The sequence below is a fragment of the Nocardioides pymetrozini genome (assembly GCF_046058985.1).
Classification (GTDB): Bacteria; Actinomycetota; Actinomycetes; order Propionibacteriales; family Nocardioidaceae; genus Nocardioides.
Window position 1 is genome coordinate 745,626 of sequence record NZ_CP175556.1, and the last position, 14,179, is coordinate 759,804.

15 protein-coding genes are annotated in these 14,179 nt (G+C 72.5%); 12 read left to right on the forward strand and 3 right to left on the reverse strand.

Annotated features, from left to right (window positions below; all coding sequences use genetic code 11):
- Positions 1 to 2 precede the first annotated feature (2 nt).
- The 11 genes from ACJ5H2_RS03620 (at position 3) to ACJ5H2_RS03670 (ending at position 10,017) form a co-directional block, all read left to right on the forward strand.
- Entirely contained in the window at positions 3 to 218 is a 216-nt protein-coding gene (locus tag ACJ5H2_RS03620) for a ferredoxin (RefSeq protein ID WP_408898199.1), read from the forward strand.
- Positions 211 to 1,434 (forward strand): CoA transferase, encoded by a 1,224-nt coding sequence (locus ACJ5H2_RS03625; RefSeq protein ID WP_408898200.1) that lies wholly within the window; start codon positions 211 to 213, stop codon positions 1,432 to 1,434. The genes ACJ5H2_RS03620 and ACJ5H2_RS03625 overlap by 8 nt, the downstream gene beginning before the upstream one ends.
- Positions 1,431 to 2,654: a CaiB/BaiF CoA transferase family protein gene (locus ACJ5H2_RS03630; protein ID WP_408898201.1), complete on the forward strand. Its 1,224-nt coding sequence runs from the start codon at positions 1,431 to 1,433 to the stop codon at positions 2,652 to 2,654. The genes ACJ5H2_RS03625 and ACJ5H2_RS03630 overlap by 4 nt, the downstream gene beginning before the upstream one ends.
- Positions 2,651 to 3,265 (forward strand): MaoC family dehydratase N-terminal domain-containing protein, encoded by a 615-nt coding sequence (locus tag ACJ5H2_RS03635; protein ID WP_408898202.1) that lies wholly within the window; start codon positions 2,651 to 2,653, stop codon positions 3,263 to 3,265. The genes ACJ5H2_RS03630 and ACJ5H2_RS03635 overlap by 4 nt, the downstream gene beginning before the upstream one ends.
- Positions 3,262 to 3,783 carry a hypothetical protein gene (locus tag ACJ5H2_RS03640; RefSeq protein WP_408898203.1) on the forward strand — a complete coding sequence of 174 codons (522 nt, stop codon included), beginning with the start codon at positions 3,262 to 3,264 and terminating at the stop codon, positions 3,781 to 3,783. Before ACJ5H2_RS03635 ends, ACJ5H2_RS03640 begins: the two co-directional genes overlap by 4 nt.
- Positions 3,780 to 4,940: a thiolase family protein gene (locus tag ACJ5H2_RS03645; protein WP_408898204.1), complete on the forward strand. Its 1,161-nt coding sequence runs from the start codon at positions 3,780 to 3,782 to the stop codon at positions 4,938 to 4,940. Before ACJ5H2_RS03640 ends, ACJ5H2_RS03645 begins: the two co-directional genes overlap by 4 nt.
- Before the next feature lie 5 nt (positions 4,941 to 4,945).
- Positions 4,946 to 5,344 carry a Zn-ribbon domain-containing OB-fold protein gene (locus tag ACJ5H2_RS03650; RefSeq protein ID WP_408898205.1) on the forward strand — a complete coding sequence of 133 codons (399 nt, stop codon included), beginning with the start codon at positions 4,946 to 4,948 and terminating at the stop codon, positions 5,342 to 5,344.
- A 143-nt stretch (positions 5,345 to 5,487) separates the two neighbouring features.
- Positions 5,488 to 6,297 (forward strand): enoyl-CoA hydratase/isomerase family protein, encoded by an 810-nt coding sequence (locus ACJ5H2_RS03655; protein WP_408898206.1) that lies wholly within the window; start codon positions 5,488 to 5,490, stop codon positions 6,295 to 6,297.
- The gene (locus ACJ5H2_RS03660) at positions 6,294 to 7,961 is read left to right on the forward strand and encodes an AMP-binding protein (RefSeq protein WP_408898207.1); all 1,668 of its coding nucleotides are present in this window, start codon (positions 6,294 to 6,296) and stop codon (positions 7,959 to 7,961) included. The genes ACJ5H2_RS03655 and ACJ5H2_RS03660 overlap by 4 nt, the downstream gene beginning before the upstream one ends.
- Before the next feature lie 3 nt (positions 7,962 to 7,964).
- Complete coding sequence (locus ACJ5H2_RS03665; protein WP_408898208.1) at positions 7,965 to 8,864, forward strand: HpcH/HpaI aldolase/citrate lyase family protein; 900 nt, start codon at positions 7,965 to 7,967, stop codon at positions 8,862 to 8,864.
- A gap of 133 nt (positions 8,865 to 8,997) precedes the next feature.
- Positions 8,998 to 10,017 (forward strand): hypothetical protein, encoded by a 1,020-nt coding sequence (locus ACJ5H2_RS03670; protein WP_408898209.1) that lies wholly within the window; start codon positions 8,998 to 9,000, stop codon positions 10,015 to 10,017.
- Between the two features lie 101 nt (positions 10,018 to 10,118).
- Here the strand turns inward: ACJ5H2_RS03670 and ACJ5H2_RS03675 are convergent, their stop codons facing one another.
- From ACJ5H2_RS03675 to ACJ5H2_RS03685, 3 genes are read right to left on the reverse strand one after another with little or no spacing between them, the layout of a single operon-like run.
- Positions 10,119 to 10,907, reverse strand: a complete 789-nt coding sequence (locus ACJ5H2_RS03675) for a crotonase/enoyl-CoA hydratase family protein (protein ID WP_408898210.1) — start codon at positions 10,905 to 10,907, stop codon at positions 10,119 to 10,121.
- Positions 10,904 to 11,662, reverse strand: coding sequence for an SDR family NAD(P)-dependent oxidoreductase (locus ACJ5H2_RS03680; RefSeq protein ID WP_408898211.1), 759 nt, complete (start codon positions 11,660 to 11,662; stop codon positions 10,904 to 10,906). The genes ACJ5H2_RS03675 and ACJ5H2_RS03680 overlap by 4 nt, the downstream gene beginning before the upstream one ends.
- A gap of 27 nt (positions 11,663 to 11,689) precedes the next feature.
- A complete protein-coding gene (locus ACJ5H2_RS03685) occupies positions 11,690 to 12,886 on the reverse strand; it encodes a thiolase family protein (protein ID WP_408898212.1) in 1,197 nt (398 codons plus the stop codon).
- Positions 12,887 to 12,971: 85 nt separating this feature from the next.
- Between ACJ5H2_RS03685 and ACJ5H2_RS03690 the strand changes: the two genes are divergently transcribed.
- Positions 12,972 to 14,141, forward strand: coding sequence for an acyl-CoA dehydrogenase family protein (locus ACJ5H2_RS03690; RefSeq protein ID WP_408898213.1), 1,170 nt, complete (start codon positions 12,972 to 12,974; stop codon positions 14,139 to 14,141).
- Positions 14,142 to 14,179 lie beyond the last annotated feature (38 nt).

Below are 14,179 nucleotides of genomic sequence, written 5' to 3' on the forward strand. Positions count from 1 at the left end.
CCATGTTCATCGCCATCGACGAGGGCAAGTGCATGGGGCACGGACGCTGCTACGCCGTCGCTCCCGACCTGCTGACGGACGACGACGAGGGCTTCGTGGCCGAGCGCGGTCGCTGCTGGGAGCTCCCGGCCGACCTCGTCGGCCAGGCCCAGGACGCCGCCGACGCCTGCCCCGAGGGCGCGATCAGGGTCACGGAGGCAGCGCCCGCCGATGCTTGAGCACCTCCGCGTCCTGGACCTCACCGACGAGCGGGGCCTGCTGTGCGGGCGACTGCTCGCCGACCTCGGCGCCGACGTGGTCCAGGTGGAGCCGGTGGCCGGCTCCACCGCCCGCCACGCACCGCCGGTCGCCGACGGCGCCGCCGCCAGCTCGATGTACTGGGAGACCTTCGCCGCCGGGAAGCGCGGCGCGGCCTTCGACCTCGACGACTCCGAGGCACTCGCGCGGCTGCGCCGGCTCGCCGGCGTCGCCGACATCGTCGTCACCTCCTGGCCGCGGGAGCGCCTGGAGGCGCTCGCGCTCGATCCGGCGACCCTCCGCAGCGACCGGCCGGAGCTCGTCTACACGATCGTCAGCGCCTTCGGCTGGGACGGCCCCAAGGCGGGCTACGCCGACACCGACCTGGTCGTGTGGGCCGCCGGCGGGCCGCTGGCGCCCCACCGCGACGGAGACCTCCCACCCCTGCGGATCAGCGTGCCGCAGGCCTATCTGCACGCCGCGGCCGACGCGGCGGCCGGCACCCTGGTCGCAGTCCTGGCCCGCGGAGCGACCGGGCGCGGCCAGGTCGTCGACGTGACCGCGCAGGAGGCGGTCGGCGTGGCGACCCTCGCCCGGGTGCTCGCGAGCGCGGTCGGCGACGACCACCCGGAGTGGCAGACCACGCCCGGCCGGCGTACCGGCGGCCGCACCGACCAGAGCGGGAGCGGTGCCGCCACGCCCAACAGCCTGAAGAAGTGGCACTGCCGTGACGGCATGGTCGAGCTGCACCTGTCGATGGGCCCGGCCGCTGGCGCCTTCACCAACAACCTCTTCGGCTGGATGAGGGACGAGGGCGCGGTGGCGGAGCCGGTCGCCTCGTGGGACTGGCGTGTCGTGCCCGACCGGCTCGTCTCGGGGGAGCTGACCCACGACGACCTCGACGCGGCCCGCGCCGCCGTGCGGGCCTTCCTGCTGACCAAGACGAAGGCGGAGGTCCTCGAGGCCGCCATCCGCCGACGGCTGCTGTGCATGGCGATCTTCGACATGGCCGACATCGCGGCCAGCCCCCACCTGGCGGAGCGCTCCTTCTGGGGGCACGTCGACATCGGGTCCGTCGATGTCCGGATCCCCGGGCGGATGGCGCAGGTGCGCGGCCCGGAGGGGCCGCGGGTGCGGGGGCGGGCGCCACTGCTCGGCGAGCACACCGACGTCGTACTGAAGGAGTGGCTGCGATGACGACCGACGCGTTGGCCGGCCTGAAGGTCCTCGACCTGTCCTGGGTCGTCGCGGGCCCGCTGATCGGCCGCACCCTCGCCGACTTCGGCGCCACGGTCGTCAGGGTCGAGTCCAGCGTGCGCGTCGAGACCGCCCGCCTCATGCAGCCCTTCCACGGCGGCGTGCAGGACAAGGAGGGCTCCGCGCTGTTCGGCAACTGCAACGCCGGCAAGCTCGGCCTCACCCTGGACCTCAAGTCCGAGCAGGGCCAGGAGGTCGTGCGCGACCTGGTGGCCTGGGCCGACGTCGTCGTCGAGTCCTTCTCGCCCGGCCAGCTGAGGAAGTGGGGCCTCGACTACGAGACGCTGAGCGCCGACAAGCCCGGCCTGGTCATGCTCAGCACCTCGATCGCCGGTCAGCGCGGGCCGTGGTCCACGCTCGCGGGCTTCGGCAACGTCGGCTCCTCCCTCAGCGGCTTCCAGCACCTCGTCGGCTACGAGGACCGGCTGCCGATGGGGACCTTCGGGCCCTACACCGACTACGTCGGGCCGCGGCTGGCGCTCGTGACGCTCCTGGCGGCGCTGGAGAACCGGCGCCGGACCGGGGAGGGGGCCTACATCGACGTCTCGCAGGTCGAGGCGGGCGTCTTCTTCCTCTCGCCCCAGGTCGCGCAGCTCGGGTACGACGGCACGATCGCCGAGCGGCACGGCAACCGGGATCCCCGGTTCGCCCCGCACGGCGTCTTCCCCTGCCTGCCGGTCGACGACAAGGACCGCTTCGTGGCGCTCGCCGTGCGCAGCGACCAGGAGTGGCGAGCTCTGGCGCGGGCGATGGGTCGCCCCGACCTCGCCGACCGCCCCGACCTGGCGACCGACGAGGGCCGGCGGACCGCGCAGGACGAGCTCGAGGGCGCCATCGCCGAATGGACGGCCGGCCGGCACGCCACCGAGGTCGAGCGGACGCTGCAGTCGCTCGGCGTCCCTGCGCACCTGGCCGTCACCAGCGACGACTACCCGCACGACGACCAGCTCGCGCACCGGCGCCACCTCGTGGAGCTGCCGCACCCGCTGCACGGCACCACCTGGGTCGAGGGGCCGCGCTACGCGCTGTCCGAGACGCCCGGTCGTCCGCGCAGCGCCGCGCCGACGCTGGGTCAGCACAACGAAGAGGTCCTCACGGAGATCCTCGGCTACGACGCCGAGCGGGTCGCCGTACTCACCGAAGGAGGGATCCTGCGATGACCGCTGCGGCGGACACCGAACAGGACTGGCAGGCCGACTGGCAGCCGGTGATCGACGCGATCGGCAGGGACTTTGCCGAGGGCGCGGTCACCTGGGGCGGCGACGCGGTGGAACGCGGCGCCATCCGCCGCTATCTCGAGCCGCTCGAGCTCGACTGCGCCCTGCACACCGACCCGGACGTCGCCCGAGCCGCGGGGCACGCCGACGTGACCATGCCGGCGACCGGTGTCATCGCGTGGACGATCCCCGCCGCGTGGACGCCCGGCCAGGTGCTCTTCGACAGCGCCGACCGGGACGCCCAGCCCGTGCACAGTGCGATCAACAACGCGGACATGGCCCTCGGGCCGCGCACGACTGGCTTCTTCGGCACCGACATCGAGGTCGACTTCCTGCGCGACGTCGTCGCAGGGGAGCGGATCGGGCGACGCGGCAAGACCCTCTTGAGCTGCACGCCCAAGGAGACCGCCGTCGGACGGGGCGCCTTCATGACCTGGGAGAGCGAGATCGTCACCGAGGAGCTCGAGGTCGTCGGCCGGATCCGGATCGGCACCTACGCCTACGTCCCGCGCCCGAAGGACGCCGGGAACGCCGGGAAGGAGGACGGCTCGTGAGCGCCGAGACCCCACTGCTGGAGGGCCGCCGGTTCGAGGACGTCGCCGTCGGCGAGCAGCTTCCCGTCGTCGAGCTGCCACTGACGGTCTACCGCCTGGTCATGGCCGCCGGGAGCAACCGCGACTTCAACTCCATCCACCACAACACCGAGTACGCCCGGGCGACCGGTGCGGACGAGATGTACGCCAACACCTCCTTCCTGATGAGCTCCTGGGAGCGCAGCGTGCGCGACTGGATGGGGCTCACCGGCCGCATCCGCGGCGTCCGCGGCTTCCGCATGCGCAGCTTCAACCACGCCGGCGACACGCTGCGCGTCGTCGCCGAGGTCGCGGCCACCCGCCTCGAGGGCGAGGTCGGCGTCGTGGAGATCGCCATCCACTGCGAGAACCGCTCCGGCGTCAGCGTCGGACCCGGTGTCGTCGAGGTGGAGCTGCCGCGTCGTACGGACGCGGGAACCGCCGTCGGCGCGGCCACCACCACCCCGATCCCGAACACCACCGGACAGGAGACCTCGTGACCGCCGCCATCGCCGGACTCGGCATGACCGAGATGGGCAAGGTCTACGGCCGCACCCCGACCCAGCTCGCGATCGAGGCGATCAGCCGCGCGGCCGAGGACGCCGGCCTCGGTCTCGCCGACATCGACGGCCTCTACGTCAACCCGGGCGTCAAGAACGACACCGACCTGCGGCTGCAGTCGAGCCTGCAGATGCGACACACCCGCCTCCTGGCGACCATCCAGGGCTTCGGCTCGTCCGCCGCCCAGATGGTGCAGTACGCCGCGCTGGCGATCGACGCCGGCATGGCCGACGTCATCGCCTGCGTGTACGCCGACGCGCCGCTGAAGGAGGGCAAGCGCGCCGGCGCGGCGTATCCCGGTCAGGCGCGGGCGATGGAGGGCGTGGGCTCGCTGCCGTTCGCGGCGGGGCTCAAGGCCGCGCCGGAGCGGTACGCCGTGGCCGCGCGACGGCACATGGAGGCCTACGGCACCACGAGCGAGCAGCTCGGCGCCGTCGCCGTGGCGGCCCGCCAGTGGGCGGCGATGAACCCGGCGGCGCAGATGCGGGAGCCGATGACACTGGAGGACCACCAGTCCTCACGCATGATCGCCGACCCGCTGCGGCTGCTGGACTGCTGCCTGGTCAGCAACGGCGCGGTGGCGATCATCGTCACCAGCGCCGAGCGCGCGGCCACGCTGCGGCAGCCGCCGGTGCACGTGTGGGGCTGGGGGCAGGGTCACCCGGGCTACGTCAACCGTCGCGACAGCGAGTTCGGCCTCGTCACCGGCGCCGCGCAGTCGGGTGCGGACGCGCTCAAGATGGCGGGCGTCGGCGTCGAGGAGATCGGCGTACGGGAGCTTTACGACTGCTTCACCTACACCACGCTCATCACGCTCGAGGACTACGGCTTCTGCGCCAAGGGCGAGGGCGGCGAGTTCGTCGCCAGCGGCGCGATCGCGCCCGGCGGCTCGCACCCGACCAACACCGGCGGCGGTGAGCTGTCGTCTTTCTACATGTGGGGGATGACCCCGCTCTCCGAGGCGGTCATCCAGGCGCGCGGCCAGGGCGGCGAGCGCCAGGTGGCCGACCACGACCTGGTCATGGTCAGCGGCAACGGCGGCGTCCTCGACTTCCACTCCACCCTCATCCTCAGCCCCCACCCGAAGACGAGGTGACCGCCATGTCCCTGGCTCCCGTGGTGCGCGACGACCACTCCGCACCCTTCTTCGACGCATCGGCCGAGGGCCGGCTCCTGCTCCGCTACTCCCCCTCGAGCGGGGAGTGGTCCGAGCCCGCCGCCCTGGTCTGCTCCGTCACCCAGGCCGACGACCTCGAGTGGCGCGAGGCCTCCGGGCGTGGCTCCCTGGTGTCCTGGACGGTGAAGCCCGGACGGCCCCGCGACGACGAGCCCGGCGTCGACACGGTGATCGGCATCGTCGAGACCGACGAGGGACCGTGGCTGACGCTCCTGCTCCCGGACGCCGAACGGTCGGGCCTGCGGCTCGGCGCCGCTGTCGTCGTCGGCTTCGTGCAGCCCGAGGGCAGCGAGTTCCTGCCGGTGGGTCGGCTCGTGGGGTGAGGCCCCGCCGCCGCTGCTCCGCCCCGCACGACGTCGAATCGGACGCAGGCCGTACGTCAGTGCTCCTCTCTTGCCTCGCCACCGGGGCTTCCGTATATTGCTGATCATCAAAACCATGAATTGACGTCCGAGGAGGAGGAAGCGTGGCCGCGATCGACGTCGAGACCCGGGGTCCCCACGACAACGTCCGGTGGATCACGATCAACCGTCCCGAGCGGCTCAACGCCTACGACCTCGACATGGCGCGCACGCTGGTCGCTGCCTTCGAGGGCGCGGCGTCCGCCGACGCGGTCGTGCTCACGGGGGCCGGCGGCGCCTTCTGCGCCGGCGGTGCGCTCGACCAGCTCGGGGAGCCGGACCCGGAGCAGCTGCGCGCGCTCTTCACGGGCTCGCTGCGCCTGGTCGACGCCATCCGCTCGTGCCCGCGGCCGGTCATCGCCGCCGTCGACGGCCCGGCCGCCGGCGGGGGCAACGAGCTCGTCGTCGCCTGCGACTTCGCGATCGCCACGCAGCGCTCGACCTTCGGCCAGACCGGGCCCCGCGTGGGGTCCGCGCCGGTGCTCGGCGCCACCAACCTGATGGCGGTGCAGATCGGCGAGAAGCGCGCCAAGGAGATGGCGATGATGTGCCGGCGCTACTCCGCCGAGCAGGCGCTCGCCATGGGACTGGTCAACGAGGTGGTCCCCGACGACGGCTTGGAGGCCGCGGTCGAGCGGTGGCTCGACGAGATCGAGCGACTCAGCCCGCGCTACCTCGAGATCGCCAAGATCAGCTCCAACCAGTGGTGGAACGCCTCCAAGGACAACATGTCCGCCGGGCTCGGGATGCTCATCCAGGCCATCGGCAGCGAGGACATGCGCGAGGGCGCCAACGCCTTCCTCGCGAAGCGCAGGCCCGACTTCCGCGCCGCGCGGCGCGCCCAGCACCAGCCGACCGACAAGGACGACCAGTGAGCCTCCGTCACTACCGCGACCTCCAGCCCACGTTCGCCGACCGCGCCCAGTGGGCGCTGCCGACGGTGTTGCGCCACCACGCCGCCGAGCGGCCCGGCGCGGTCTGGCTCGACTGTCCCGAGGAGGGCCGCACCTGGACGTACGCCGACACGCTCGCAGCTGCGGAGCGCGTCGGCCGCAGCCTCCTCGCGGCCGGGGCCGAGCCCGGCGACCGCGTCGTCCTCGTCGCGCAGAACTCCTCCCAGTTCGTCCGGACCTGGGTCGGCACCGCGGTCGCCGGTCTCGTCGAGGTGCCGATCAACACCGCCTACGAGCACGACTTCCTCGCCCATCAGGTCAGCACCGTGGAGGCGACGCTCGCCGTCGTCGACGACGTGTACGCCGCGCGCTTCGTGGCGATCCCGGACGCCGCCAAGTCGATCCGCAAGTTCTGGGTGATCGACACCGGGTCGCGGGACGAGGCGCTCGCCACGCTGCGCTCGGCAGGCTGGGAGGCCGCCCCGTTCGAGGAGCTGGACGAGGACGCCTCGGCGCCCGGCGTCGTCGACGGCACGATCGCGCTGCCCGACGTCCGCCCCCAGGACCTCGCCTCGGTGCTGTTCACCTCCGGCACCACCGGTCCCAGCAAGGGGGTGGCGATGCCGCACGCCCAGATGTACTTCTTCGCCGACGAGTGCGTCTCGCTGGTCCGGCTCACGGCCGACGACGCCTGGATGTCGGTCACGCCCCTCTTCCACGGCAACGCCCAGTTCATGGCGGCGTACCCGACACTCGTGGCCGGTGCCCGCTTCGTGACCCGCAGCAGGTTCTCCGCGAGCCGCTGGGTCGACCAGCTGCGCGAGAGCCGGGTCACGGTCACCAACTTCATCGGCGTGATGATGGACTTCATCTGGAAGCAGGAGCGCCGCGACGACGACGCCGACAACCCGCTGCGCGTGGTCTTCGCCGCCCCGACCGCGGCCACCCTCGTCGACCCGATGAAGGAGCGCTACGGCATCGAGGCCTTCGTCGAGGTCTTCGGCCTCACCGAGACCTCGGCGCCGATCATCTCGCCGTACGGCGAGGATCGCCCGGCCGGCGCGGCGGGGCTGGCGGCCGACGAGTGGTTCGACGTACGGCTCGTCGACCCGAAGACCGACGAGGAGGTCGGCATCGGCGAGATCGGCGAGCTCGTGGTCCGGCCGAAGGTGCCCTTCATCTGCTCGATGGGCTACTTCAACATGCCGGACAAGACGGTCGAGGCGTGGCGCAACCTCTGGTTCCACACCGGCGACGCCCTGCGCCGCGACGAGGACGGGTGGTTCTACTTCGTCGACCGGTTCAAGGACGCGCTGCGCCGGCGCGGCGAGAACATCAGCTCCTACGAGATCGAGACGTCGATCCTCGCCCACCCTGCCGTCGTCGAGTGCGCGGTCATCGCGGTGCCCGCCTCGAGCGAGGCGGGCGAGGACGAGGTGATGGCCTACGTGATCACGGGCGGCGACGTCCCGCCGCCGACGCCCGAGGAGCTGTGGGCCCACTGCGACGGCCGGATCCCGTCGTTCGCGGTGCCGCGCTTCCTCCGGTTCGTCGACGAGCTGCCGAAGACCCCGTCCCAGCGGGTGCAGAAGGCCAGGCTGCGCGCGCTCGGCGTCACCGACGACACCCACGACCGCGAGCGCTGAGCCGTGCATCCCTACCGCACCGTCCTCTTCGTCCCGGCGCACAAGCCGGACTGGGCCTCCAAGGCGCTGGCGTCGGGAGCCGACTGCGTGGTCCTCGACCTCGAGGACTCCGTCCCGCCCGACCTCAAGCCCGGAGCGCGGGCGACGGTGCGCGAGACCCTGGCGAAGCTGCGTGCCGAGCGCCCCGAGGTCGGTCTCTTCGTCCGGCCCAACGCGCTCGCGACCCGGCTCGCCGGCGCGGACCTCGAAGCGGTCGTGTGCCCCGAGCTCGACGGGGTCTTCGCGCCCAAGATCAAGGACGCCACCGACGTACTGCGCTGGGAGACCCTCATCGACTGGTTCGAGGCGCGCAACGGCGCCGAGGGCCTGGAGATGATCGTCCCGGTCGAGATGGTCGACGCCATCACGAACTGCTTCGAGATCGCCGCCGCGTCGCCGAGGGTGGGCGCGATGATCGGCCCGACCTCCGAGCATGCCGACATCGCCCGGGCCGTGGGCTTCCGGCAGTCCCGGGAGGGGTCGGAGACGCTCTACCTGCGCAGCCGCATCCTGCTGGCCTGCCGCCAGTACGGCCTGCACCCGCTGACCGCCCTGTGGGAGGACCTCGCCGACCTCCAGGGGCTGCGGGAGTTCGCCGACTACGGCTTCCAGCTCGGCTTCCGCGGGATGGTCGCCATCCATCCCAGCCACGTGCCGGTCGTCAACGACGTCTTCACGCCCTCCGACGAGGAGGTCGCCTACTACGCGGAACTCGTCGCCACCGTGGACGCCGCGGTCGCCCGCGGGGAGGGCGCGGTGCGCTTCCGCGGCCAGCACGTCGACCTGGCCCACGCCGACAAGGCCCGGGACTGGCTCGCGCACGCGCGGCTCGTGCGGGGGGAGTCCTCGCACCCGTCCCGATAGTCCCTCGCGAAAAGCACCGGTCCAGGACCGAATCCGGTGCTTTTCGCGAGGGACTACCGCGACGGCTCGGCGCCGTGCAGAGAGGCTGTGGAGAGCCGGGCGGCGAGTCGTCGGTGTGCTGCATCGTCGTGCCATGGGAGAGGACCTCCGCCCGGGCCTGGTGCGGCCGGTGCGCCTGGACCCGCGCGGCGTCGACGGTCCGACGAGGGGCCAGGCGCGCGGGCGACGCTGGCGTCGTACCAGTCACGGCTACTACGTGCCCTCCTCCGTCGATACCAGCAACGTGGAGCAGCGCATCCTCGAGGCGTCCATGGTGGTGCGCGGCGGAGGTGCGGTGACCGGGTGGGCGGCGCTGCGATGGCAGCGTGCACGGTGGTTCTCCGGGATCGACCCGACCGGGGCGCCGCTGCCGGTGACCATCCTGGCCAGCACCCTCGACATCCGTCCTCAGCCCGGCATCGTCGGGTGCGGCGAGGGCGCGAGCCGGCCGCACGTCCTGCGGGTCGACGGTGTCCCGGTCACGGACCCGGCCTGGACGACCGCCTTCCTCATGCGGCGCGCGCCCTCCGTGCTCAGCGCCGTCGTGGCCCTGGACATGGCCGCGTACGACGACCTGGTGTCGCTCGCCGAGATGGCCGAGATGCTCTCGCACCAGAGCGGCTGGACCGGCGTACCGCAGGCGAGGAGAGCGCTCGTCCTCGGGAGCGAGAACGCCTGGTCGCCGCAGGAGGTGCGGATGCGACTCCTGTGGAGCGTGAACACGCGCTTTCCGGTGCCGCTGGCCAACCAGCCGGTCTTCGACCGCGCCGGACGGCACCTCGCCACGCCCGACCTCATCGACCCGCGGGCCGGCGTGGTCGGCGAGTACGACGGCGCGGTGCATCTGTCACGCGAGCGTCGGGCGGTGGACGTGCGGAGAGAGGACCTGCTGCGCGCGCACGGCCTCGAGGTGGTCCGATGGCTTGCCGGTGACCCGGTGGACAGCTTCCTGGGGCGGCTGCGATCGGCGTACGCCCGGGCCGAGCGGCGCAGCGAGCCCCTGACCTGCACCCTTCAGCCGCCGCCCGGCTGGGTCTCGACGACCTCGGTGGCCGCGCGGCGGTCTCTGTCCCAGGCCCAGCGGGCCCGGCTCCTGCGGTACCGAGCTGCCTGACGTCCTCCCCGCTGCGGTAGTCCCTCGCGAAAAGCACCGTTTCGGGCCGGGATCCGGTGCTTTTCGCGAGGGACTACCGCCCAGGGGGAGGAGCCAGAGGGTCAGCGACCCGTCCAGCGCGGGGCGCGCTTCTCGACGAACGCGAGTGCGCCCTCCTTGGCGTCGGCGGACTCCCGGACCGGGTTCACGAACGCCTCCTGGCGCTCGAACATCTCCGCCAGCGGCCAGTCAGCGGAGCGCACGAGGACCTGCTTGGAGGCCGCGAGGGCGAGGGGGGCGTTGGCGGCCACCTCGTCGGCCAGGTCGAGGGCGGCGGCCAGCGCGCGGCCGGGCTCGGTGATCCGGTTGACGAGGTGGACGGCGGCGGCGTCGGGCGCCGGCCACATGCGGCCGGTCAGAACCAGCTCCATCGCCAGGTGGTAGGGGATCCGCCGCTGCAGCCGCAGGAGGCCGCCGGCCGCGGCGGTCAGGCCCCTCTTGACCTCGGGGAGGCCGAACCGAGCCGCCGACGAGGCCACGACCAGGTCGCAGGCCAGGACGATCTCGAACCCGCCGGCCAGGGCATAGCCCTCGACCGCGGCGATCACCGGCTTGGTCGGAGGCTGTCTGACGATGCCCGCGAAGCCGCGCCCCTCGACGACGGGGCGCTCGCCGCGGGCGAACCCCTTGAGGTCCATGCCGGCGCAGAAGGTGCCGCCCGCCCCGGTGATCACGGCGACGCTGAGGTCGTCGCGCTCGTCGAGCAGCGCGAGCGCGTCGGCGATCTGGTGCGCCATCGCCATCGACATGGCGTTCTTGGCCTCGGGCCGGTTCATCGTCAGCACGAGCACGCGGCCGCGCTCCTCGACGAGCAGGTCGGCCCCGGTCACGACGGTCTCCTCCGTGGTCATCGCGGGCTCATCCGGATCGCGCCGTCGAGGCGGATGGTCTCGCCGTTGAGGTAGGGGTTCTCGATGATCTGCTGGGCCAGCATCGCGAACTCGTCCGGCTGTCCGAGCCGGGCGGGATGGGGCACCTGCGCCCCGAGCCCGTCGCGGATCTCCTGGGAGAAGCGCGCCAGGATCGGGGTGTCGAAGACGCCGGGCGCGATGGTGTTGACGCGGATGCCCTTGGTGGCCAGGTCCCGCGCCGCGACCAGGGTCATGCCGACGACGCCGGCCTTGGCCGACGCGTAGGGGATCTGCCCGACCTGTCCCTCCCACGCCGCGACGGAGGCCGTCAGCACGCAGGCGCCCCGCTCGCCGTCGAGCGGCTCGTTCGCGGCCATCCGCGCCGCGGCGAGGCGCAGCACGTTGAAGGTCCCGACGAGGTTGATCTCGACGAGCTGCCGGTAGAGGTCCAGGTCGCCCGCGCTCCCGTCGCGGTCGACCAGGCGCACGGTGCCGCCCTTGCCGGCGCAGTGCACGAGCGCGCGGAGGGGGCCGTGCTCGACCGCGAGGTCGAGTGCGGCGTCGACGGCCGCGGGGTCGGTGACGTCGGCGGCCGCGTAGGAGCCGCCGAGCTCCTCGGCGAGCTCCTTGCCGAGCTGCTCGTTGAGGTCGAGTACGACGACGTGCGCGCCCGCACGTGCCAGGCGCCGGGCGGTCGCGGCGCCGAGGCCGGACGCGCCGCCGGTGACGAGCGCCGAGGCTGCAGTGAGGTCCACGGGGTTCTCCTTCGGGGTGGGCGCGGCTCAGAGCCGCTCGATGAGGGTGGCGTTGGCCATGCCGCCGGCCTCGCACATGAGCTGGAGGCCGAGGCGCTGGTCGTTGTCCTCCAGGGCGTGGAGGAGGGTGGCCATCAGCCGCGCGCCCGACGCGCCGAGCGCGTGGCCGAGCGCGATGGCGCCGCCGCGCGGGTTGACCCGGTCGGGGTCGACGTCGAACTCCGCCAGCCAGGCGAGGGGGACCGAGGCGAAGGCCTCGTTGAGCTCGACGTGGTCGATGTCGCGGACGGTCACGCCGGAGCGGGCCAGGACCTTGTGCGTTGCCGGGATCGGACCGGTCAGCATGAGCAGCGGGTCGTCCCCGACCACGGCCATGCTGTGGATGCGGGCGCGGGGGGTGAGGCCGAGCCGCTGGGCGCGGTCGCTCGACATGAGGAGCAGTGCGCTGGCGCCGTCGGTGATCTGCGAGGAGTTGCCGGCCGTGACGGACCAGTCGACCTCGGGGAACCGCTCGGCGAGCTCGGGCGTCTGGAAGACGGGCCGCAGCCCGGCGAGGCGCTCGACCGTGGTGTCGCGCCGGATCGTCTCGTCCCGCTCGGCGCGACCGTCGGGCGTCGCGATCGCGATGACCTCGCGGTCGAACGCTCCGGAGTCCTGGGCGGCGGCGGCGCGCTCGTGGGAGCGGGCGGCGTACTCGTCGAGCTCGGCGCGCGAGAGCTTCCATCGGGCGGCGACGAGCTCGGCCGCCACGCCCTGGGAGACCAGGCCGGGGGCGAACCGCTCCGCGACGCGCGCGCCGTACGGGTCGGCACCCATCCGGGCGGAGCCCATGACCACCCGGCTCATCGACTCCACGCCGCCCGCGACGACGACGTCAGCCTGTCCGGAGGCGATCGCCTGCGCGGCGAAGTGCACCGCCTGCTGGCTGGATCCGCACTTGCGGTCGATCGTCGTGGCCGGCACGTGCGGCGGGAGCCCGGCGCCCAGCCAGGCCATCCGGCCCGGCGTCGCCGACTGCTCGCCGACCTGGGAGACGCACCCCACCATGACGTCGTCGACGGTGCCCGGGTCCAGGGCGGGGCTGCGGCCCAGCAGGGTCTCGATCGTCTGCGAGAGCAGGTCCACGGGGTGCACGCCGGCGAGGGAGCCCTCGGGCTTCCCGCGGCCGCTCGGCGTGCGCACGGCGTCGACGACCACGACATCGGAGAGGGTGCGTCCAGTCACCCCTAATGCTTATCATGATATTCATCAAGTGTCACGAGCCCTTGACATCCGACCGGGTGGCAAATCTAGGATAATGATTACAACCGTGAAGGAGGATGTCGTGCCGAACGACGAGTACGCGGAGATCCGGCAGCTCGCCGCTCAGGTCGCCCGCGACGTGTACGGGCCGGTGGCCGAGGAGATGGACGTCAACCGCACGCCCGTGTCCCGTGAGCAGCGCATGCAGCTGGGCGAGCTCGGCTTCCTCGGCATCGCCCATCCCGAGGAGTACGGCGGCTCCGGAGCGCCCCTCGCCCAGGCGCTGGTCGTGGTCGAGGAGTTCGGCAAGGTGTGCCGCCCCGCCGCCTTCCAGATCTTCGAGGCGAACACCGGCCCCGCCCAGGTCATCACCCACCTCGGCACCGCCGAGCAGAAGCAGCGCTGGCTGCCCGCGATCATCAGCGGGGAGAGGACGATGGCGGTGGGCATCTCCGAGCCGGACGCCGGCTCGGCCGCCACCGACATGCGCACGACCGCCAAGGTCACCAACGGCACCGTCGTGATCAACGGCAACAAGCGCTGGATCTCCAACGGCGGCGAGGCCGACCAGTACGTCGTCTACTGCCGCCTCTCCGACGCGCCCGGAGCCAAAGGCATCGGCGCCGTGGTCGTCGACAAGGGCACGCCCGGCTTCTCCTTCGGAGCGAGCGAGCGCCTGATGGGCTTCCGCGGCATCCCGTCGGCGGACCTCTACTTCGACAACGTCGAGGTGCCGGAGGAGAACATCGTCGTCCCCGCCGGTGGCTTCGGGAGGCTCTTCGGCGTCTTCTCGATCGAGCGCATGGGCAACACCACGATGAGCCTCGCCATCGGACAGGCGGCGCTCGACAAGACGCTCAAGTACGTCGAGGAGCGCGAGCAGTTCGGCAAGCCGCTCATCGAGTTCCAGAGCATCCAGGTGATGCTCGCCGACATGGTGCTGCAGGTCGAGGCGGCGCGGCTGCTGCGCGACCAGGCCGCGGCATCGGTCGACGCGCAGGGAATGCCGGACCCGCTCAAGGTCTCGCTCGCGAAGTGCACCGCCAACGAGATGGCCAAGCGGGTGACCGACCTGGCCATGCAGATCCACGGCGGCAACGGCTACACCGAGGAGTACGGCCTCGAGCGACTCCACCGCGACGCCCACGGCTGGGCGATCGCCGGCGGCACCCCGACGATGCAGCGCATCCGCATCGTCTCCGAGGTGCTCGGCCGCAAGTTCGACCAGCGTCGCTGACCCGTGACCGCGCCGCGGCTGCGGCAAGGAGGATGGAC

Bases quoted from the DNA above. Each gene is read 5' to 3' on its own strand.
- ACJ5H2_RS03620 (WP_408898199.1), top strand. From the start codon at position 3: ATGTTCATCGCCATCGACGAGGGCAAGTGCATGGGGCACGGACGCTGC.
- ACJ5H2_RS03625 (WP_408898200.1), top strand. From the start codon at position 211: ATGCTTGAGCACCTCCGCGTCCTGGACCTCACCGACGAGCGGGGCCTG.
- ACJ5H2_RS03630 (WP_408898201.1), top strand. From the start codon at position 1,431: ATGACGACCGACGCGTTGGCCGGCCTGAAGGTCCTCGACCTGTCCTGG.
- ACJ5H2_RS03635 (WP_408898202.1), top strand. From the start codon at position 2,651: ATGACCGCTGCGGCGGACACCGAACAGGACTGGCAGGCCGACTGGCAG.
- ACJ5H2_RS03650 (WP_408898205.1), top strand. From the start codon at position 4,946: ATGTCCCTGGCTCCCGTGGTGCGCGACGACCACTCCGCACCCTTCTTC.
- ACJ5H2_RS03670 (WP_408898209.1), top strand. From the start codon at position 8,998: ATGGGAGAGGACCTCCGCCCGGGCCTGGTGCGGCCGGTGCGCCTGGAC.
- ACJ5H2_RS03675 (WP_408898210.1), bottom strand. From the start codon at position 10,907: ATGACCACGGAGGAGACCGTCGTGACCGGGGCCGACCTGCTCGTCGAG.